The sequence below is a fragment of the Pseudomonas sp. LBUM1656 genome, from assembly GCF_059716065.1.
In genome coordinates, this window is the sequence record NZ_CP166800.1 from 5007813 (window position 1) to 5028667 (window position 20855).

Here is a 20855-nt window from a genome sequence, read left to right on the forward strand (position 1 = left end):
AAATACGGCCGGCTCGTCTGAATGGACGACCCGGCCGTTTTTTTTGCCTGGCAGAACAACAATGGCATTAAAAGCCTTCCGCTTACAGCTATTTGATCTAGACAAACCCACCCGACCTGTCAGATCTGACAGGTTACGTACGTCTCCCATCTTGTTAGCGTCTGATCCATCAAGCGACACCGTTGCCACGGGCGAGCGCCAGGCCAAAACAGGATCAGCCCCATGGAAGACCAAGCGTCCCTGAGTATTGTTGAACCGTCGATCACCAAGAGTGCTTCAGTCACCAGCATCGGTAAGGAATGGGGCAAGGTCGGCTGGACGGGAGCCGCTTCCTTCAAGCTGTCGCTGCCGCTGTCCCCCGGACGCGGCTTTGACCCCGCCCACTCATTGAGTTACAGCAGCCAGGCGGGCAACGGACCGGTTGGCATCGGTTGGCTGTTGGACCTCAGCGCCATCACCCGCCAGACCAGCAAAGGTGTGCCGCGTTATACCGAGGGTGATGTGTTCATTGGCCCCACGGGTGAGGAGCTGATGGCTGAGCGGGACGTCAACGGTGAGATCTGGAAAAGTGAAGTCTCTGAATACCGTGGTTTGGCGATAGGCAAGCACAGTGTCGTGCGATATCGGCCACGTGTCGAAAGCACTTTTGATTTGATTGAGTACTGGTTTCCCGAGGCCGGCTCCATCGGTTTCTGGCTGGTGCACGGGGCCGATGGCAGCCTGCACCTGTTCGGCAAAATCGAGAGTGCGCGCAAGGCTGACCCTCTGAATCCGGAGCGAATTGCTGCCTGGTTGTTGCAGGAGAGCATGAATGCTCTGGGCGAGCATATCTGCTACGAGTACCTGAAAGACGAGGATCCTGACGAAGAGCATGCCTCACATGACTACCGGGCCCAACGCTACGTGCATCGTGTGTTGTATGGCAACGTTGCGGCGTACGACCAATTGTACGGTTGGAGCACGCCGCAAACGCCGACGCCTGAATGGCATTTCCACCTGGTGTTCGATTACGGCGAACGCACGCGGGACCTGACTGAAAAACCTGTTTATGACGGCCCGACGCTCAAGCCCTGGCTGATCCGTAACGACCCCTTTTCGTCCTATCGACAGGGCTTTGAAGTAGGCACTCGCCGCCTATGCCAACAAGTGCTGATGTTCCATAGTTTCCCGGTTTTGGGTCCCCAGCCGGTGCTGGTCCGCCGCTTGCTGCTGGAGTACGCGGCCAATACCGCCCCCTGGTCCTATAGCCTGATCGCAGCGGCGCATTATCAGGCGTATGACGCCAGCGGCACCGTGGAAAACATGCCACCGGTGGAGTTCGACTATTCGGCTTTCGAACTCAATAAAGAACCGAGTGGCTTCTTCCCGTTCGAGAACATTCCGGGTATCGAAGACGGCCAGTTCTATCAGTGCGTCGACCTGTTCGGTGAAGGCCTGCCGGGCTTTCTGTGTCGTTATGACCAATGCTGGTACTACCGCGAGCCCTTGCGTGCCACCACAGGCCCCGACGACATCCACTACGGACCGTGGACAGCGCTGACGAAAATCCCGGTGGGCGACCGCAATAAACCGGCGCATCAAGCTCTCATGGATATGACCGGCGACGGTCGTCTGGACTGGATTATCGCCCAACCTGGAATGTGTGGTTTTTATACGCTGAACCCGGATCGCACCTGGTCAGGTTTCATACCGTTTTCGGCCTTCCCGGTAGAGTTTTTCAACACCCTTTCCCAGCTGGGCGATTTGACGGGTAACGGGCTCAGCTCGCTGGCGCTGATCGGCCCCAACTCCGTGCGCCTTTATGCCAATCATCGTGCAGAGGGATTTGCCAAAGGCGAGGATGTCCCTCATAAGCTGGCAGGCGACCGTTTTCCATCGTTCAGCAACTCCCGCAGCGAACTGGTGATTTTGAGCAATCTGCTGGGCAGCGACATGACCGAGTTGTGCCGAATCCGTCACGACGAAATCAAATGCTGGCCAAACCTGGGCCACGGACAATTCGGTGCGGGCTTTACCATCAAAGGCCCGCGTTTCAATAACGAAACGTTCGACGCAGCGCGGGTGCGAATCGCGGATCTGAACGGGTCCGGTGCCCCTGCCATCATTTACCTGAATTCCGACAGTTTCGATATTTACCTCAACCACGGTGGCAATGGTTTTGAACTGGAGCCCATTTCGGTCCCCTGGCCCGAAGGCGTGCGTTACGACAACCTGTGTCAGGTCACTTTCGCCGACCTGCAAGGGCTCGGCTGTGCCAGCCTGATCCTCACCGTAACGCACATGAAGCCTCAACACTGGCGTTATGATTTTGTCCGCAACAAGCCGTACTTGATGATCGCCAGCAATAACAACATGGGCTGCAGCACTGAGGTGGTGCACAGGAGTTCTGCGCAGTACTGGCTGGACGAAAAAAAGGAAATTCTCAAGCTCAAGCGCCTGCCCGTCTGCTACCTGCCTTTCGCCATGCAAGTCGTCAGTCAACAAACCCAGCGGGATGAAATCACCGGCAATTGCCTGAATCAGTTTTTCAGTTATTTCGAGGCCTGGTACGACCCTCTGGACCGGGAATTGCGTGGCTTCGGATGCCTGCACCAAACCGACAGCGAAACCGGCTCGGGCGAAGACGAAAGCTTCACCGACCCGGCTTTGGTGTGCACCTGGTTTCATACCGGCAAACAGATCGACATGCCTCGCGACGGTTACTTCGATCTTGATAATGAGGCACATGCGCTGGGCGACACGCTGTTTTGTCGATATCACCCGGGCGACAAGGTCGAAGAAATCATTAAGCCTGCCGATGAAGCTACCGCTCACGAAATCGCCCGCGCCCTCGCCGGGTCTGTACGCAGAATGGAAACCTATGCCGCGAATGACCAGCGCCCGGCGCTTCCCTTCCTGATTGTCGAGTACCGCTACATCGTCCGTGAAGTGCGTGAGCGTGGCGAACACTATCCCGATGCGGTGTTGATGGCGTCGTTGCTGGAAGAAATCAGCTACCACTATGAGCGTTTCGTCGAAGACCCGTTGTGCCGTCATGTCATCAACTTGAGCCGGGACGCCTTTGGACTGACAACCCACACCATCACGGTCAGTTATGCCCGGCGCCGGACCGAGACAGACGAGCCACCGTTTACCGATGTCGATGAAAGGAGATGGTGGGTTGATGCTCATGATCCGGCTCAGCAGTTCTACTATTTGAAAGAAACCCTCGCCGCGTTTATTCACCTGGTCGATCTACAAGGCTGGAGGCTCGGCCTGCCTTGGCGACAACGCGGTAATGCGCTGGTATTGCCCAAAGGCGCTACACCTGCGGGTCTGAATCCGGAAACGATTTCCTATGAACAGTTCATTGTTCTGTTCCCCTCAGCCGAATGGGTGGCTCAGCGAGAGTTAACCTCACAATCGGTGCAAAGCTACGTCAATACGGCCAACGAAAAGTTGGAGGAAGGCACTGCCGAGTTTGAAGGCTTGGCTGGGCCGACGGAAATCGCTCAACTGAACAAGGCAGCGCTGGAGGTCTACGGCAATGTGGAACCACCGATCGACATCCGGGAAGAGCTGACGAAAATTGGCTATTTGTGCATGAAGCTGTTTCTGGGTACGGACAAAGAAGCCGACGAAGAAGAGGATAAACAGCAAAATCTTTGGTCCGCCCGATACACGTTTGCCACGTACGCAGACCTTAATCACTTCCACAGAGTGGTGGAATACAACGAAACGCTCAGCCACGGTGTTACGAAGGCGCAATACGACGACTACAACCTGATGCTCATCAGCGTCAAGCGGCCGGATGGCTGTACCACAAGCGTTGTGTTCGACTACTGCTCTGGGCAACCGATGCAGATCATCGATGCCAACGACAACGTTGAAGAAGTCATTTACGATCCGTCCGGTCCGCACACCTTCACCTATTTTGGAACAGAATCCGGCGCTCTCGCCGGCTTCAAGCCCATTGCCGAGTACATCCGCCCCGACGACGCAAGCCCAGGCACGGCGATCCAACTCCCCAAAGAGGCACTTCAAGACGCCGCCAGTACCTTTCGCAAGGACCTGTTCAGCTGGATGGGCCAACTCCCCGAATCCGTCAGGCAAACACTCGACTGGCTGAACGAATGGATTGCTAACGGTTACGTGTTGCCAAGCCTGCACATCCGCGCCAGTGCCCGACTGCGCCTGGGCAGGCTCAAATCCCGGACGTCGGCCGAGCAGGCGTTGTGGGACCTGCTGCTGCGCGTCGAACGGATTCCGGTGCACAGCGTCGTTCTTAGCGCTGATCGTTACGCCTACGATATAGCCGAACTGCGCCAGATCCACATCATCCTGACATTCGTCGATGGCTTCGGCCGCACCCTGCAAACCCAGCAACGGGTAGAGGCTGGCGATGCCTACGTCGTTGAAGACGGCAAACTGGTGATCGAAAACGGCGTGCCAAAGGTTGCGCCCGCCGACGAGCGCTGGCGTATCAGCGAACGCGTGGAATACAACAACAAGGGATTACCTGTACGCACCTACCGTCCCTATTTCGTCAACCGTTACGGCTACGTCAACGACGATTGCTTCAAGGAATTCGGCATTCACGATAAAAGTTTCTACGATGTGCTGGGTCGCCTGATCAAGATCATCAACGCCAAAGGCTACTTCTCACGCATATTCATCCATCCCTGGTACAAGAGCAGTCTGGACTTTAATGACACTGATGAGGGTACGCGACCTTCGCAAGCAAGCAAGGTCGGCACGCCATGACGACCTCTGTCCATTGGAACACGCCATCGGTAACGTCCATTGACCCGCGCGGCCTGCCCGTGCGCCAGATCGATTACTTGCGCAATGAGCCCGGTGATGCTCTTGAACCCCTGATCACCCGGCAATGCCATGATGTTCTCGGGAAAATGGTGGAGCAACGGGACCCGCGACTGGCCGATGCTCTCAAGCCCAACCTGACCACGGTCTATGGCCTTACCGAGCAACCGGTCATGGTCGACAGCGTCGATGCCGGCAAGAAGACAATCCTCCCCGGGCTGGCCGGTGAAATCCTCCGGCGCTGGGACGGACAGGGCAACCATTGGCGCACCGTTTACGACAATCTGTTGCGCTTGCTCACCTTTGAAGAGAACGATCAAGGCATCGTCGAAACCTCGACCTACGCCACCGCGCAGGGTGACCCGAACCACAATATGCGCGGCCAGTTGATCAAACAGGTCGATTCCTCCGGCATCGTTGCTTTCCACAGCTTCAGCCTGCGCAGCCAACCGTTGCACGACAGCCGAACGATCACCGATGTCGGCACCTTCCCCGGCAGCCGGACCTACAGCCCGCTCGGCAAAATGTTGACCCAGACCGATGCCGCTGGACATCAGCAACAGATGTTTTACGACTGCGCCGGGCAGTTGCAAAAGGTCCAGCTACGGCTCGCTTCCACCGAAACCTGGCAGCCGGTTCTTGAATACGCCCGCTACAACGCCGCCGGCCAGATCATCGAACAGCGCGCCGGCAACAAGGTGGTCAGCACCTGGATTTACGATGACGACAATGGCCGTCTCACCACATTGAAAGCCAGTGTGCCCGGGCAGGAACCGCTCCAGCACTTCAAGTACTTGTATGACCCGGTCGGTAACGTCGTGCGCATCGACGATCTGACGTTTAAACGTGTGTACTTCAAAAATCAGCTCATCGATGGCCACCGCGCATTCACCTACAACTCGATCTATCAGTTGATTAGGGCCACCGGCCATGACGCCCCCCCAAGCGTTGATCTGCCGGGCCGCCCGTCGCCGAGTGATCCCAACAATCACCTCAACTACACACAGAAATACAAGTACGACTTGGGCGGCAACCTGATCAAGTTGATCCATGAACGTGCAGTGGGCGGTTACACCCACGAAATGCTCATCGACCCGGCCAGCAACCGCGGGGTGCGCTGGAAAGAAGGTGACGATCCGGATTTCGACAGCTTGTTCACCCCCAATGGCTGCCTCAAGGCCTCGGCCCCGGGACGCCCCCTGCAGTGGAACAGCCGCGATCAACTGGCCAGTGCGACACTGGTTGAACGTGACAACGACTCCAACGATGAAGAAATCTTTCTCTACAGCCAGGGCGTACGGGTGTTCAAGAGCCATGAGTGGCACGCGACCCTCACGCATTTTCATCAAGTGGTCTACTTGCCAGGGCTGGAAATCCGCACCCGCGACAGCGGCGAAAAGCTGCACGTCATCACCTTGTCGGGGGGCCGTGGCAGCGTGCGTTGCCTGCATTGGGTCGACAAAAAACCCGACGGTATCGAACAGGATCAGTTGCGCTACAGCCTCGATGACGAACTGGGTTCCTGTCTCATGGAACTTGACCAGAACGCCCAACTGATCAGCCACGAAGGTTATTACCCGTTCGGCGCCACCGCCTGGCTGATCGCGGTTTCCTTGCTGGTGGTCGGCTACAAAACCATCCGTTACTCGGGCAAGGAAATGGATGAATGCGGGCTTTATTACTATGGCGCTCGTTACTACGCGCCGTGGTTGCAGCATTGGGTGAGCGCTGACCCGGCGGGGGATGTGGATGGGCTGAATATGTATGCGTTTGTTGGGAACAATCCACTGAACTACTTCGACGACATTGGCGAAAAGAAAACACCCAGCCAGTTGAAGTCGGAAATCATCAGCGGTTTCAAGTTCCTTTCCTCCGTGCACCACGAAATGAACACGCTGAATCAGCAACTGAGCGACCTGTCTCGCCCCGCCGCATTTCGTTTGAACATCCTTAAAAACGTTGTCTATCAGGCGGGCAGCATTGCTGTCGGATGGTACTCCTCAGCCTATGTCGCAGGTAAGGCTGGTGAAGCCTTTCCCGACTTCAGCGTTGCCTCCCCTCATCTGTCAGGTGCCGTGTCCGGCATGCTGTTAGGCAACAGGGTCGCCGATAAAAGCACCGGGATTTATGCAAAGGTGATGAGTAAAGCGAAACTTAATACCCCTATTGTGCCGGACCCTTCCGCCTTCAGCGCCGACACGCTTAGAGAAAGAGCAGGACTCTCAAACGCTGAAAGTCCCAGCGGGTTACGCGCCTACTCAGGTGATGAATTGTTGGAAAACTCGATTGATCTGGTCTCGAAAACTGCCGGGGCTTATATCCCGGGTGTCGGAGAGGCCTTTGCCTTGGCCAAAGTCGCTGAAGACGCCAACAGGGCAGAGGAAGGCTTGTTCAATTTCGAATTGGATGAGATCGAGTCAACACTTGAGCAACTGGGCCAGGCAGTAAACGAAGCCACAGCGTTGATCAATGCGAACTATGCAGAACTGGGCATCAATCAGTTTTACGACCAAAGCCACCACGGCATGGATTATCTGGTTGACCTCGGGTTGGGGCGCGTAGGCACCAGCAAAGCGAATACCGTCAATAAAAAAACGGCTCAACCTTTCAGAGAGCGAGCGTTGGATAGCATTGCCAATACAACAGCAGGACTGAATCGATACCGTAAGCACACTGCCCAGATGACATCCAATTGAGGGGGCGAGGTGACTTGATGAATGCTCCAGGGTCACCGCGATGACCGAATCCGTGTATTTACGCACCCCTGATGTCACTGCCAATGACAGCAGAGCCCTGCCGATTCGACAGGTGACCTATCTGCGCAAGAAAGCCGGTGACGCCTTGGAATCACTCATCTCCCGGCAGGTCCATAACCCCGCCGGGAAGTTGATCGAGGAATGGGATCCGCGGCTGCCCATCCCTAATTTGAGCAACGTCTATCGTCTCTCTGGCGAAGCGATCAGCATCCACAGCGTAGACGGCGGCAAGCGCCTGATCTTGCCTTGTCCGGCTGGCGCAGAACTTCGACGTTGGGACTCACGCGGCAATCATTGGCGCACCCGGTACGATGGCCAGTTGCGCGTCGTTGCCGTCGATGAAAACGATCAGCAGAATGTCGAAACCTTCAGCTATGCCGGCCTATCGGCTGACCCCGACTTCAACTTGCGTGGCCAGATGATCAAGCTTGTCGATCAAGCAGGCTCACTCCAATTGAGCAGTTTCAGCCTCCAGGGATCGCCGCTGAGTGAAAAACGATCGATTGACGGTGCCGGAACCTTCTGCAGCAATAGTACTTATGGCCCTCTTGGCAACGTGCTGATCCAGAGCGATGCAGGTGGCCATCAGCAGCGCTTGCACTACGACATTGCCGGGCAGCTCAAGCAGGTTTTTCTGCAACTACGCGCAGGCGAATCGCAATGCGTCCTGCAGGATGCGCAGTACAACGCTGCCGGCCAGATCACGATGCAAACGGCCGGTAATGGTGTGATCAGCCAATGGACGTACTGCCCGGAGGATGGTCGCCTCAGCACGCTCAAGTCCGGTAAACCCGACGAGACCTTGCAGCAGAATCTTCACTACTTCTATGACCGGATGGGCAACATCCTGCGCATCGAGGATCACACCCTGACCACGGTGTACTTCGCCAACCAGCGCGTCGATGGCCATCGGGATTTCACCTATGACTCAAAGTACAGGCTGATCAGCGCCAGCGGTTTCGAGGCAGAAGTCCCCCATTCACAAGCCGGTTTGCCAGAGTTGATCCAGCCCATCGACCCGGGCCGCCGCTATCGCTACATCGAATCCTTCACCTACGATCAGGGCAACAATCTGACTGAGAAGCGCCATCAGCGCGACGGCCATAATTTCACCCTGCACATGCGCATCGATCCTGGCAGCAACCGTGGCGTACGCTGGAAAACAGGCGAACAGGAGCCCGTTTTCGAGGAGCATTTCGACCCCCATGGCAACCAGCTGTATCTGCAAGACGGTGCACAACCCCTGACCTGGAACGCCCGCGACCAACTGAAAAAAGTGACCTTGCTCACCCACGACAATGGCCTGGCGGACGATACCGAAAGCTACCTCTACAGCCAGGGTGAACGGGTCTGCAAACGTCACGTCACCCACACCCGGTCAATGACACACAGCCGGGAGGTCCTTTACCTGCCGGGGCTGGACATTCACACCCGCGACGACGGCCGTGTGTTGCACGTCATTACCCTGCCGCTCGCCTTCGGCAGCGTCCGATGCCTGCACTGGGCCAGCGGGGGGCCGGGTGATCTGGAACCTGATCAACTGCGCTACAGCCTCGACGACCACCTGGGTTCCTGCGCACTGGAACTGGATCGTCATGGCGCCTTGATCAGCCTTGAGTTCTATTACGCCTTCGGTGCTACGGCGTGGTGGGCCGCGCGTTCAGAGGTGGAGGCCGATTACAAAACCATTCGGTATTCAGGCAAGGAAATGGATGAATGCGGGCTTTATTATTATGGCGCGCGTTACTACGCGCCGTGGTTACAGCGTTGGGTGAGCGCTGATCCGGCCTGGACAGTGGACGGGCTGAACCTGTATGCGTTTGTGGGAAACAACCCGCTGCGCTATGTGGACAACGGCGGCACGCAAAAGGAGGAGGCTGCAGAAAAGCAGGTCATCGACACTTCAAACGTGCTTTCAACCGTCAACAGCGAGATGAAGAAACTCAATTATCAACTCTACAATCTCACTCGAACCCGCGACATCTACAAAACCGCAGGCAAGAAATTGCTCTATAGCATCGCGTCGTTTGCCGCCACTTTTCATGCTGGGGCAGCTGGAGCGGCGATAGGATCGGGAGTCGGCAGTCTGACTGGCCCGGCGGCACCCGTTGCGGTGCCAGTAGCAGCGGCAGTTGGAGGTATTTTTGCCGCTGAAGCGACTGCCAAAGTCATGGATAAAATCGGCGAAGAAACCGGGCTGGGCTACACCATCACACCGGACCCGACAGGCTTCTCGGTCAGTAACATCAAAAGTAAATCCCGCGCCGAGCCCTTCAGTGTGACGGCCGTGGCGAAAAGCTTCAGCCCGGAAAATTCGGCTGGCCTGACCAAAACGGCGATCGAAACGACCGCCCGCGTCATCGGTAAACACCTCAAAGTGCCTTACCTCAAACAAACCCTGGCCATCGCGCGTCAAGCCTCTCAACTGACCGAAGCGCTCAACGATTCCCTTGGCCAAGGCGATCTCGACAAGATAACGGCCAATCTGAATGCGTTGGACACCTACCTCAATGACGTAGAAGCGCAAGTCCACGAAGCCTTTGAAACCCTGGCAGACTCTGCCGTCAGCGATGACAGGCTGATCGGTGCCCTGAACATGCCGATGAATTCCGGCCCCCTTGATAAGTCGAGACTCGAGCAGGAATTCAAAGTCGCACGAAGCGGGATCAAGCAAGCCAGAAACCTGGTGGGAAGAGTCTCTCAGTACCTCATCGAAAAATCAGCAGCCTGACCGACTGCACCGTGGCGCCGCCCCTGAAATCTCGGGGCGACGTCATGGTATGGTGCGCGCCCCTATTGCTGATTGTTTCAGACACCATGCTTGCTCGTTCGCGCACGTTACGCCTGACGCTGTACACCTTGCTGATCGTCGCCGGTGCCGCGCTGGCGGCCGGTTTTGCCCTGCGCCACGCAGAACGTCAGGCGCTGGTCGAGGACGCCGCTCGTGCCAATCAGCAATTGGCGCTCTATGCCAATTCCCTGCACACCCTGATTGATCGCTACCGCGCCCTCCCCGCCGTGCTGGCGCTGGACCCTGAGCTGCGCGCCGCGCTCGATGGCCCGGTTACCGCAGAGCAACAGGACGCTCTGAACCGCAAACTGGAAAAAATCAACGGTGCTGCGCAGTCCTCGACCCTGGAACTGCTCGACCGCACCGGCCTCGCCGTGGCCGCCAGCAATTGGCGTTTGCCCAGCAGTTATGTCGGCCACAACTACGGTTTTCGCCCCTACTTCAGCCAGACCCGCACCCAGGGCACCGGGCGTTTTTATGCGGTGGGCGTCACCAGCGGCATTCCGGGGTATTTCCTGTCCAGCGCGGTGACCAGCGACAGCGGCGAGTTCCTCGGCGCGATGGTGGTCAAGCTCGAGTTTCCGGAACTGGAGCGCGAATGGCGCCAGGGCAGCGACACGCTGCTGGTCAGCGATGCCCGCGGAATCATCTTCATCGCCAACCAGCCGGGCTGGCGCTATCGCCTGTTGAAGCCCTTGAGCGACAGCGATCACGCCGAGCTCAAGGTCACTCGCCAATACGACAAACAACCGCTGACACCGCTGGACTATCAATCGCTGCAGCGCTTCGACGACAACAGTGATCTGGCGCGCGTCGTCGGTCCTGACGGCACGGCGAATTATCTGTGGGAATCCTTGCCGTTGACCACGGAAGGCTGGACCTTGCACTTGCTGCGGCGCCCGCAAGTCGCGTTCGAAGACAGCCGCAACGGCGCGCTCGCCGCTGCCGGACTGTGGCTGGCGCTGGTGTTTCTGTTGCTGTTCCTCAACCAGCGCTGGCGCCTGGCCAAGATGCGCCAGCGCAGCCGTGAAGAACTCGAACAACTGGTGGAAGAACGCACCCGCGACCTGCGCACCGCTCAGGACGGCCTGGTGCAATCGGCCAAGCTCGCGGCCCTCGGTCAGATGTCGGCCGCCCTCGCCCATGAAATCAATCAGCCGCTGACCGCCCAGCGCATGCAGCTTGCGACACTGAGGCTGCTGCTTGATCACGGCCGGGTCGACGACGCCTACAAGGCGTTGAAACCGGTGGACGACATGCTGACGCGCATGGCCGCCCTCACCGGCCACCTGAAAACCTTTGCGCGCAAAAGCCCCAGCGGTTTGCGCGAACGTCTTGATCTGGCGACGGTGGTGGATCAATCGCTACAACTGCTCGACGCCCGTTTGCGTGATGAGCAGGTCAGCACCGTGCTGCACCTGACGCGTCCGGCGTGGGTGCGCGGCGATGCGATTCGCCTGGAACAGGTGTTGATTAATCTGCTGCGCAATGCGCTGGACGCGATGCAGGACAAACCCTGCAAACGCCTGGAAATCCGCCTCGAAGCCGACGAGCAACTCTGGCGCCTGACCGTCACCGACAACGGTGGCGGCATCGCCGAAGAGCATCTGCCGAATGTGTTCGATCCGTTCTTCACCACCAAACCGGTGGGTGATGGTTTGGGCCTTGGCTTGGCGGTATCGTTTGCCATCGTTCACGAATCGGGCGGGCGCTTGAGCGCCGATAATCACGCCAACGGCGCGGTGTTCACCGTGACCTTGCCCATCGACCTGGAGGCTCCCGGCCCATGCTGAATTCCGTGATGGTGGTCGACGACGAAAGCAGCATTCGCAGCGCCGTTGAGCAATGGTTGAGCCTGTCGGGTTTCGAGGTGCAGTTGTTCAGCCGCGCCGATGAGTGCCTGGCGCAATTGCCCCGTCACTTCCCCGGCGTGATCCTCAGCGACGTGCGCATGCCCGGCATGACCGGGCTTGAGCTGCTGGCCGAAGTTCAGCGGCGCGATGCCGACTTGCCGGTGATTCTGCTGACCGGCCACGGTGATGTGCCGATGGCGGTCGAAGCGATGCGCGACGGCGCCTATGACTTTCTCGAAAAACCCTTCAGCCCGGAAACCCTGCTGAGCAGTTTACGCAGGGCCTTGGACAAGCGCCGGCTGGTGCTGGAAAACCGCGCCTTGCACGAGCAAGCCGACAACCGCGCCAAACTCGACGCGACGCTGCTGGGCGTATCCCGTGGCTTGCAGACGTTGCGTCGGCAGGTGCTGGATCTGGCGGCACTGCCGGTCAACGTGCTGATCCGCGGTGAAACCGGCAGCGGCAAGGAGCTGGTCGCACGCTGCCTGCACGACTTCGGGCCGCGCGCCGACAAGCCGTTTGTGGCGTTGAACTGCGCGGCGATTCCCGAACAGCTGTTCGAGGCTGAGTTGTTCGGCCATGAGAGCGGCGCGTTCACCGGCGCGTCGGGCAAGCGCATCGGCAAGCTTGAATACGCCGATGGCGGCACGTTGTTTCTCGATGAAATAGAAAGCATGCCGCTGGCCCAGCAAGTGAAATTGCTGCGGGTGTTGCAGGAGCAGAAGCTTGAGCGATTGGGCTCCAACCAGAGCATTCGCGTGGATCTGCGGATCATCGCCGCCACCAAACCGGATCTGCTGGATGAGGCGCGGGCCGGGCGTTTTCGCGAGGATCTGGCTTATCGGTTGAATGTGGCCGAGTTGCGGCTACCGCCGTTGCGTGAACGGCGTGAAGACATTCCGTTGTTGTTCGAGTCGTTTGCACAGAACGCCGCCGAGCGTTTGGGGCGGACTTTTCCACCATTGAGCGGCCCGCAACTGAGCCATCTGCTGAGCCACGACTGGCCGGGCAATGTGCGTGAACTGGCGAATGTCGCCGAGCGGCAGGTGCTGGGGTTGGGTGAGCCGGAACCTGCGGGCATCGATCCCGGGCAGTCGCTGGCAGCGCAGGCGGAAGCGTTCGAAGCGCATTGTTTGCGCTCGGCGTTGACCCGGCACAAGGGCGATGTAAAAGCGGTGTTGGAAGAACTGCAACTGCCGCGCCGGACCTTTAATGAAAAGATGCAGCGGCATGGACTGACGCGGGAGATGTTCCTGCAAGACAGCTGAATTTTCAGTGCCTGGACTGGCCCCATCGCGAGCAGGCTCGCTCCCACATTTGAACGGTGTACACCAGTCCCCTGTGGGAGCGAGCCTGCTCGCGATGAGGCCGGCAAAAACAAAGCACCTCATGACCTATAAGCAGTTTTCCGCTCACGCCCAATCCAGCATAAGCGGATTTCCGCTCACTCGACTTTCAAAACCCCTCTAGCCCGGCCCTCTTTGATCTGGCACACCTCCTGCTATAGCCCAGTCAGGCTGCGTTTCAACGCGCTCCACAAAAACAATTAAACGAAGGATCCTTCAATGGATAACTCCAACGCCCTGCCCCTTGGGTCGGCTGCCGTGCCTGCCAAAGAAAGAACCACTGCCAGTCGCATCAAGTCGATCTTCAGCGGCTCTGTCGGCAACATGGTCGAGTGGTACGACTGGTACGTCTACGCTGCCTTCTCCCTGTATTTCGCCAAGGCCTTTTTCCCCAAAGGCGACACCACCGCACAACTGCTGAACACCGCCGCGATCTTCGCCGTGGGCTTCCTGATGCGCCCGATCGGCGGCTGGTTGATGGGCCTCTACGCTGACAAGGCCGGTCGCAAGAAAGCACTGATGGCTTCGGTGTACCTGATGTGTTTCGGCTCGCTGCTGATTGCCCTGAGCCCCGGTTATGAAACCATTGGCATCGGCGCACCGATCCTGCTGATTTTCGCCCGCCTGCTGCAAGGCCTGTCGGTCGGCGGCGAGTACGGCACTTCGGCGACGTACCTCAGCGAAATGGCGACCAAGGAGCGTCGCGGTTTCTACTCCAGCTTCCAGTACGTGACCCTGATCTCGGGTCAGCTCATCGCGTTGGCGGTGTTGATCGTGCTGCAACAAGTCCTGACCACCGAAGAACTGTACGCCTGGGGCTGGCGCATCCCGTTCGCCATCGGCGCGCTGTGTGCCGTGGTCGCGTTGTACCTGCGTCGTGGCATGGAAGAAACCGAGTCGTTCACCAAGAAAGTGAAGGCCAAGGAAAGCGCGATGCGCACCTTGATGCGCCATCCCAAGGAACTGATGACCGTGGTCGGCCTGACCATGGGCGGCACCCTGGCGTTCTACACCTACACCACCTACATGCAGAAATACCTGGTGAACACCGTCGGCATGAGCATCTCCGACTCCACCACCATTTCTGCGGCCACGCTGTTCCTGTTCATGTGCCTGCAACCGATCATTGGCGGGCTGTCGGATAAAGTCGGCCGTCGTCCGATCCTGATTGCCTTCGGTGTGCTCGGGACGCTGTTCACCGTGCCGATCCTGACCACCCTGCACACCATTCAATCCTGGTGGGGCGCGTTCTTCCTGATCATGGCGGCGCTGATCATCGTCAGCGGCTACACCTCGATCAACGCGGTGGTGAAGGCCGAACTGTTCCCGACCGAGATTCGTGCACTGGGCGTCGGCCTGCCGTACGCACTGACCGTGTCGATCTTCGGCGGCACCGCTGAATACATCGCGCTGTGGTTCAAGAGCATCGGCATGGAAACCGGTTACTACTGGTATGTGACGGCATGTATTGCCGTGTCGCTGCTGGTGTACATCACCATGAAAGACACCCGCAAGCATTCGCGGATCGAGACGGACTGATTTCGTCAGCGCAACAAAAACAGGGGCAGACCTTAGCGGGTCTGCCCCTTTTCATTGCCCCGACACAAAACCTGTGGGAGCGAGCCTGCTCGCGATAGCGGTGTATCAGCAACAAATTGGCTGACTGACACACCGCTATCGCGAGCAGGCTCGCTCCCACATTTGAATCTCATCGCTGGAAATAACCCGTTCGGCCTTGCACTATGGCGCGATCTCCGAATATGCCCCAGGAACGCCATCCATGCCCGACGAAATCCACTACTACGAACCCGCCAACGGCCACGGCTTGCCGCATGACCCGTTCAACGCCATCGTCGGCCCCCGCCCCATCGGCTGGATTTCCTCCCAGGACGCCAACGGCCGCTTGAACCTGGCGCCGTACAGCTTCTTCAACGCCTTCAACTACATTCCGCCGATCATCGGTTTCTCCAGCGTCGGGCGCAAAGACAGCCTGAACAACATCGAGCAGACCGGTGAATTCGCCTGGAACCTCGCCACGCGTCCGCTGGCCGAGCAGATGAACCAGAGCTGCGCGATGGTCCCGCCCGAGGTCAACGAGTTCGAGCTGTCTGGCCTGACCCCGGCGGCTTCAAAAATCATTCAGGTACCGCGCGTCGCCGAAAGCCCGGTGTCGTTCGAGTGCAAGGTTACGCAGATCATTCAGTTGCAGCGGGCGGACGGGAACGTGGTGCCGAGCTGGCTGATCCTGGGCGAAGTGGTCGCCGTGCATATCGCCAAGTGGCTGTTGAAGGATGGGGTGTACGACACCGCCGCGGCAGAACCGATTCTGCGCGGCGGCGGGCCAGCGGATTACTTTCAGCTGGGACCAGAGGCCTTGTTCAAGATGTTCCGCCCGGGGGCGGTCAAGTAATTACCAGACGAGTTCGGCGTCGTCGCTGACGTTCTTGAGGCTGGTCAGCCTCAGCGCAGCGGCTTCATCGGCATCATGGGCGGTCTTGAAGACCTGATCTTCGAGAATTTTGTGGAAACGCGGTGCACCTGAGCCACCCAGCGCTTTAACAGCGATTGCGGCGTTGTAACCGCCTTCGGCCGGCATTACGGCGGATACGGCTTCGAAGGTTTCAAAGGCTTTACGTGCCATGGCGCGGATCCTGGCTGATTGAGAATGGAGCCATTAAACCCTCAACCCGCCATTTTGTGTACCCACGACCGGGACTGCCCCTTCGCCTGTTCGGCCGACACGTCCTTGAAGGTATGAAAATCCAGGCTGTTGACCACCAGCTCCTGCACCAGCTCGGCGAAAATCTCCATCGCCGGGGTGCCGAAATAAGCGGTCATCGCTTGCTGGTGGGTCCAGAAACCGGACACCAGCCACAACTCCGGATCGCATTGCGAATGCTGCAGGGAAAAACTCAGGCAACCCGGTGCGCTGCGGGACGGCTCGATCAAGGCGCTCAGGCGCACACCGAGTTCCGCCGAACGCCCGGCGCGGGCACGGACAAAGGCCATGTGACTGACGGGGATCTGCGTAGACATGTTCAACCCTCCCAGGTAGTCGAGTGGCAGCCGTGGGACGGGCTGCGACAGGATCAAAGGTTAAGCGCGCCGGTGGAAGCGCGGTTAGTCGATTCCTGCCGGCTTTTTGCACAATCCTGCGCGGCGTTTCGCAAAACCTGTAACAACCTGTAAAAGTCCTCGTGCCAATGAAACACGGCTTTCAAGCAAGTTTCCCTTGGGCTGGCCTGTCATAGAAGCGCCGTTAATTCACCCCGTGCAGAATCAGGCAAGCTTGAGGCAGGATGTGTCTACCGCATCGTCTTGCACAAACTTAAGCTCGCTTCATTACCAACGCACCGCCGAGGATGCCTTGCATGTCGTCGCTCGATCACTTTCAAGCCCCGCTGGATGCCGACATGGAGAAGCAGCGCGCGGAACTGGCCGCTATCATCCGTCGCAACACGATGGAAGATGGCACTTATGCCACTGCCGTCGGATCGCTGTTCATGTCCAAACACAGCAAGTCCCATGACTTTGCCCCGGTGCTGGCCCAACCGGCGTTGTGCATCATGGCGCAGGGTCGCAAAGAAGTCCGGCTGGCCGACGAATACTTCAATTACGATCCGCTGAACTACCTGGTGGTGTCGGTCTCGATGCCGTTGAGCGGACGAGTGGTGAATGTCACGTCTGAAGAGCCGATTCTCGCGGTGCGGCTGGACATTGATCCGGCGGAAATCACTTCACTGATTGCCGACGCCGGCCCCCTCGGCGTCCCTACCCGACCGACGGGACGCGGCTTGTATGTCGAACAGATCGACACGGCGATGCTCGACGCCGTGCTGCGCCTGGCTCGATTGCTCGATACCCCGAAAGACATCGCCATGCTCGCGCCGCTGATTCGTCGGGAGATTCTGTATCGGTTGTTGCGCAGCCAGCAGGGCCATCGGCTGTATGAAATCGCCATCGCCAATAGCCAGAGCCATCGCATCAGCCAGGCGATCAAGTGGCTCAACGGCAATTATGAGCAACCGCTGCGCATCGATGATCTGGCGAAGGAAGTGAACCTGAGCGTGTCAACGTTGCATCACCGGTTCAAGGCGATGACGGCGATGAGTCCGTTGCAGTATCAGAAGCAGTTGCGGTTGCAGGAAGCGCGGCGGTTGATGCTGGCCGAGGGGCTGGAAGCGTCGGCGGCGGGGTATCGGGTGGGGTATGAAAGCCCTTCGCAGTTCAGCCGGGAATATAGCCGGTTGTTCGGGGCGCCGCCGTTGCGGGATTTGGCGCGGTTGCGGTTGAGTGTCTGATTCAGCATTGAGGGTGTAATTGATGGCCTCATCGCTGGCAGGCCAGCACCCACAGGGATTGTGGGTGATCACACAATCAAGTGAACACCGATGTAACCTGTGGGAGCTGGCCTGCCAGCGATGAGGCCAGCAAGGCCAACATCAAATCTGGTTCAGGCGCCGAGCACGCGGCAAGCCTCGGCCGGAAGGGTCACCGACACCGGGTTGCCAATGCTCAACCCAAACCCCTGACACGGCGTGCTCAACGCCGTAAACGACACCCCGGAACACTCGACCGTCGTTTCAATCGTCGCGCCGATATCACGCACAAACGTCACCGTACCGAGCAAGCGGTTCCCCGCCGTCGCCTGCGGATGGGACAGTTGCAGGTCCTCAGGGCGAATCAGCATCTTCACCTTCTCACCGACCACAATGCTGCTGCAGATCGGCACTTCCAGCGCATCGCCACCTGGCAAGCCAATCTTGCCGTTGCCCAACGCCGTGGCCGGGAAGATGTTGCCCGAGCCGATAAAGTCCGCGACAAATTCGTTGGCCGGGTGCCGGTAGATTTCAATCGGCGTGCCCACTTGCTGCACCCGATGCTCACCCAGCACCACCACGATATCGGCCATGGTCATCGCCTCACGCTGATCGTGGGTCACCATGATCGTGGTGATGTTCAGGCGCTGTTGCAGCTGACGGATTTCCACCTGCATCGACTCACGCAGCTTGGCGTCCAGCGCCGACAGCGGTTCGTCGAGCAAGAGGATCTTCGGGTGGTTGGCAATCGCCCGGGCAATCGCCACACGCTGGCGTTGACCGCCGGAGAGTTTCGCCACCGGACGATCAATCATCTCGCTCAGCTGAATCAGCTCAAGCAACTCCACCACCCGCGCCTGCTGATCAACCTTGCTGACCCCGCGCAGTTTCAACGGATAGGCGATGTTCTCCCCCACCGTCATGTGCGGAAACAGCGCCAACGACTGGAACACCATGCCGAAATTGCGCTGGTGCGCCGGCGTGTGGCCGATGTCTTCACCGTCCAGGCGAATCTCGCCGCCGCTCAGGGTTTCGAGCCCGGCGATCATCCGCAGCAAGGTGGTTTTGCCGCAACCCGACGGGCCGAGGAAACACACCAGTTTGCCTTCCGGCAAATGCAGGTTCACATCCTTTACCGCGCAGGCCGAGCCGTAATGTTTCTCGACGTTTTCCAGAATCAGACCAGACATATGAATCACCTCAAGAATCAGAACGAAACGCCACCTTCACCGACCAGCTTCTCCAGCGCCCAGATCAGGACGAAGTCGATCAGCACGATCAGCACGGCAAACGAGAATACAGTGGGGTCGAGCGATGACACGGTGCGGCTGTACATCCAGATCGGCACGGTCATGACGTCGATGGTGTAGAGAAAGTAAGTCACGGTGAACTCGTTGAACGAGACGATGAACGCCAGCAGCATCCCTGCCAGAATCCCCGACTTCATCAGTGGCACCACCACATCGATAATTGCCCGCAGCGGCGAGGCGCCGAGCATTTGCGCGGCCTCTTCGACTTCGCTGCCGATGGACAGCATCGCGGCGGTGCAGTTTTTCACCACGAACGGCAGGGCCAGGATCACGTGGGCAATCACCAGCCGCGACGTGGTCATCTGGAACGGCAGGCTGTCGAACACCAGCAGCAACGCCAGGCCCAACACCACCATCGGAAACACCAGCGGCAGCGACATCAGTTGCAGCGCCACGGCTTTGCCGCGGAACTCGCAACGGGTCAGCGCGTACGCCGCCGGCACCGCAACAATGGTCGCGAAGACCATGGTCAGGCACGCCACCATCAGGCTGGTGGTCATGGCTTTGCCCAGGCTCAGCACATCGCTGGAATCCGGCGACACAAAGGTGTGCCAGGCGGCCTTGTACCATTGCAGGCTGTAGCTGCTCGGCGGGAAGTCGAGGTTCGACGCACCGCTGAACGACATCACGATCATCGTCAGGATCGGCAACACCGCCAGCAACAGGATGAAGCCCGAGAGGATGCCGGCGAACTTGCCGGTCTCGCCGGGCAGCAGGCCATAACGCTTTTTGGTCAACGTGCTCATTGGGAAGCCTCCAGCATGCGCCGACGACGGCCAGTGATGAATTCGGACAAGGTCATGATCGCGAGGGTGGTGACGATCAGCACTACGCCGGCAGCGGACGCGGCGGGCCAATTCATCAGCGGCGCGATCTGGTCATGCACCATCACCGCCAGCATCGGCACCCGGCGGCCGCCGAGCAGCAACGGCACCACGAAACTGCTGGCGTTGTAGGCGAATACCAACGTCGCACCCGTAATGATCCCGGGCATGCTCATCGGCAACACCACTTGGCGGAACACCTGAAAGCGACTCGCACCGAGGGTGGCGGCGGCTTCTTCATACGTCCGCGCAACGCCGCGCATGGCGCTGGCAATCGGCAGCACCGCCAGCGGGAACGCGGTTTGCACCAGGCCCATCAAGACGCCGTTCTGGTTGTACAGCAGCATGATCGGGCGCTTGATCAGGCCCAGGCCCATCAGCGCCTGATTGAGCATTCCGCCCGGGCCGAGAATCACCAGCCAGCCATAGCTTTGCAGCAGCAGGTTGACCAGCAACGGCAGCAGCACCGCGGCGAGGAAGATCCGTCGCACAAACGGCGAGGTCAGGCGCGACATGGTGTAGGCCACCGGGATCGCCAGCACCACCGCGATCACCGCGCTGATCAGCGCCAGGCGCAGGGTCAGCAGCAAGGACTTGAGGTAATAGGGTTCGAGCAGCTGGGCGTAACTGGCCAGGCTGAACCCGGTCCATTCCGCGCCTTTGGTGCCCACGCTCATGCGCAGCACCAGCAGACTGGCGGCAATCAGCACGCCCAGAAACAGCATCGACGGCGAGAGGAAAAACCAGGCTCGCGTCGTCGGCGAAACACCCCGGTTGGCGCGCACGGGGGGGGCGGCGACCGGATGAGTCAGAGGTTGGTGTTCCATAGCAAAGGGTCTCGTCAATGGAAAGCAGC

The 20855-nt window shown here is 58.8% G+C and carries 13 protein-coding genes; 8 read left to right on the plus strand and 5 right to left on the minus strand.

Annotated features, from left to right (window positions below; all coding sequences use genetic code 11):
* The first annotated feature begins 222 nt into the window (after positions 1-222).
* From ACA072_RS22660 to ACA072_RS22690, 7 genes are all read left to right on the plus strand, one after another.
* Entirely contained in the window at positions 223-4743 is a 4521-nt protein-coding gene (locus ACA072_RS22660) for a SpvB/TcaC N-terminal domain-containing protein (protein ID WP_497620703.1), read from the plus strand.
* Positions 4740-7496, plus strand: coding sequence for an RHS repeat domain-containing protein (locus tag ACA072_RS22665; RefSeq protein WP_497620704.1), 2757 nt, complete (start codon positions 4740-4742; stop codon positions 7494-7496). The genes ACA072_RS22660 and ACA072_RS22665 overlap by 4 nt, the downstream gene beginning before the upstream one ends.
* Before the next feature lie 40 nt (positions 7497-7536).
* Complete coding sequence (locus ACA072_RS22670; protein WP_497620706.1) at positions 7537-10287, plus strand: RHS repeat domain-containing protein; 2751 nt, start codon at positions 7537-7539, stop codon at positions 10285-10287.
* An 86-nt stretch (positions 10288-10373) separates the two neighbouring features.
* Complete coding sequence (locus tag ACA072_RS22675; RefSeq protein ID WP_497620708.1) at positions 10374-12140, plus strand: sensor histidine kinase; 1767 nt, start codon at positions 10374-10376, stop codon at positions 12138-12140.
* Positions 12134-13468 carry a sigma-54-dependent transcriptional regulator gene (locus ACA072_RS22680; protein WP_497620709.1) on the plus strand — a complete coding sequence of 445 codons (1335 nt, stop codon included), beginning with the start codon at positions 12134-12136 and terminating at the stop codon, positions 13466-13468. Before ACA072_RS22675 ends, ACA072_RS22680 begins: the two co-directional genes overlap by 7 nt.
* A gap of 297 nt (positions 13469-13765) precedes the next feature.
* Complete coding sequence (locus tag ACA072_RS22685; protein WP_497620711.1) at positions 13766-15085, plus strand: MFS transporter; 1320 nt, start codon at positions 13766-13768, stop codon at positions 15083-15085.
* Between the two features lie 241 nt (positions 15086-15326).
* Entirely contained in the window at positions 15327-15956 is a 630-nt protein-coding gene (locus tag ACA072_RS22690; protein WP_497620713.1) for a flavin reductase family protein, read from the plus strand.
* Here ACA072_RS22690 and ACA072_RS22695 read toward each other — a convergent pair whose 3' ends face one another.
* Entirely contained in the window at positions 15957-16187 is a 231-nt protein-coding gene (locus ACA072_RS22695) for a hypothetical protein (protein ID WP_497620715.1), read from the minus strand. It abuts the gene before it with no gap.
* A gap of 41 nt (positions 16188-16228) precedes the next feature.
* The gene (locus tag ACA072_RS22700) at positions 16229-16582 is read right to left on the minus strand and encodes an antibiotic biosynthesis monooxygenase family protein (protein ID WP_497620717.1); all 354 of its coding nucleotides are present in this window, start codon (positions 16580-16582) and stop codon (positions 16229-16231) included.
* Between the two features lie 335 nt (positions 16583-16917).
* On the opposite strand from ACA072_RS22700, the gene ACA072_RS22705 reads away from it, so the two are divergent.
* Entirely contained in the window at positions 16918-17847 is a 930-nt protein-coding gene (locus ACA072_RS22705) for an AraC family transcriptional regulator (RefSeq protein ID WP_497620719.1), read from the plus strand.
* A gap of 152 nt (positions 17848-17999) precedes the next feature.
* Here ACA072_RS22705 and ACA072_RS22710 read toward each other — a convergent pair whose 3' ends face one another.
* Genes ACA072_RS22710 through ACA072_RS22720 form a run of 3 tightly spaced genes read right to left on the minus strand, consistent with a single transcriptional unit; the run spans position 18000 to position 20826 of the window.
* Complete coding sequence (locus ACA072_RS22710) at positions 18000-19055, minus strand: ABC transporter ATP-binding protein (RefSeq protein WP_497620721.1); 1056 nt, start codon at positions 19053-19055, stop codon at positions 18000-18002.
* A 17-nt stretch (positions 19056-19072) separates the two neighbouring features.
* A complete protein-coding gene (locus tag ACA072_RS22715; protein ID WP_094470951.1) occupies positions 19073-19921 on the minus strand; it encodes an ABC transporter permease in 849 nt (282 codons plus the stop codon).
* Positions 19918-20826: an ABC transporter permease gene (locus ACA072_RS22720; protein ID WP_497620724.1), complete on the minus strand. Its 909-nt coding sequence runs from the start codon at positions 20824-20826 to the stop codon at positions 19918-19920. Before ACA072_RS22720 ends, ACA072_RS22715 begins: the two co-directional genes overlap by 4 nt.
* Positions 20827-20855 lie beyond the last annotated feature (29 nt).

Coding starts and splice junctions, on each gene's coding strand:
- ACA072_RS22660 (WP_497620703.1), top strand. CDS start 223: ATGGAAGACCAAGCGTCCCTGAGTATTGTTGAACCGTCGATCACCAAG.
- ACA072_RS22665 (WP_497620704.1), top strand. CDS start 4,740: ATGACGACCTCTGTCCATTGGAACACGCCATCGGTAACGTCCATTGAC.
- ACA072_RS22670 (WP_497620706.1), top strand. CDS start 7,537: ATGACCGAATCCGTGTATTTACGCACCCCTGATGTCACTGCCAATGAC.
- ACA072_RS22675 (WP_497620708.1), top strand. CDS start 10,374: ATGCTTGCTCGTTCGCGCACGTTACGCCTGACGCTGTACACCTTGCTG.
- ACA072_RS22680 (WP_497620709.1), top strand. CDS start 12,134: ATGCTGAATTCCGTGATGGTGGTCGACGACGAAAGCAGCATTCGCAGC.
- ACA072_RS22685 (WP_497620711.1), top strand. CDS start 13,766: ATGGATAACTCCAACGCCCTGCCCCTTGGGTCGGCTGCCGTGCCTGCC.
- ACA072_RS22690 (WP_497620713.1), top strand. CDS start 15,327: ATGCCCGACGAAATCCACTACTACGAACCCGCCAACGGCCACGGCTTG.
- ACA072_RS22695 (WP_497620715.1), bottom strand. CDS start 16,187: ATGGCACGTAAAGCCTTTGAAACCTTCGAAGCCGTATCCGCCGTAATG.
- ACA072_RS22700 (WP_497620717.1), bottom strand. CDS start 16,582: ATGTCTACGCAGATCCCCGTCAGTCACATGGCCTTTGTCCGTGCCCGC.
- ACA072_RS22705 (WP_497620719.1), top strand. CDS start 16,918: ATGTCGTCGCTCGATCACTTTCAAGCCCCGCTGGATGCCGACATGGAG.
- ACA072_RS22710 (WP_497620721.1), bottom strand. CDS start 19,055: ATGTCTGGTCTGATTCTGGAAAACGTCGAGAAACATTACGGCTCGGCC.
- ACA072_RS22715 (WP_094470951.1), bottom strand. CDS start 19,921: ATGAGCACGTTGACCAAAAAGCGTTATGGCCTGCTGCCCGGCGAGACC.
- ACA072_RS22720 (WP_497620724.1), bottom strand. CDS start 20,826: ATGGAACACCAACCTCTGACTCATCCGGTCGCCGCCCCCCCCGTGCGC.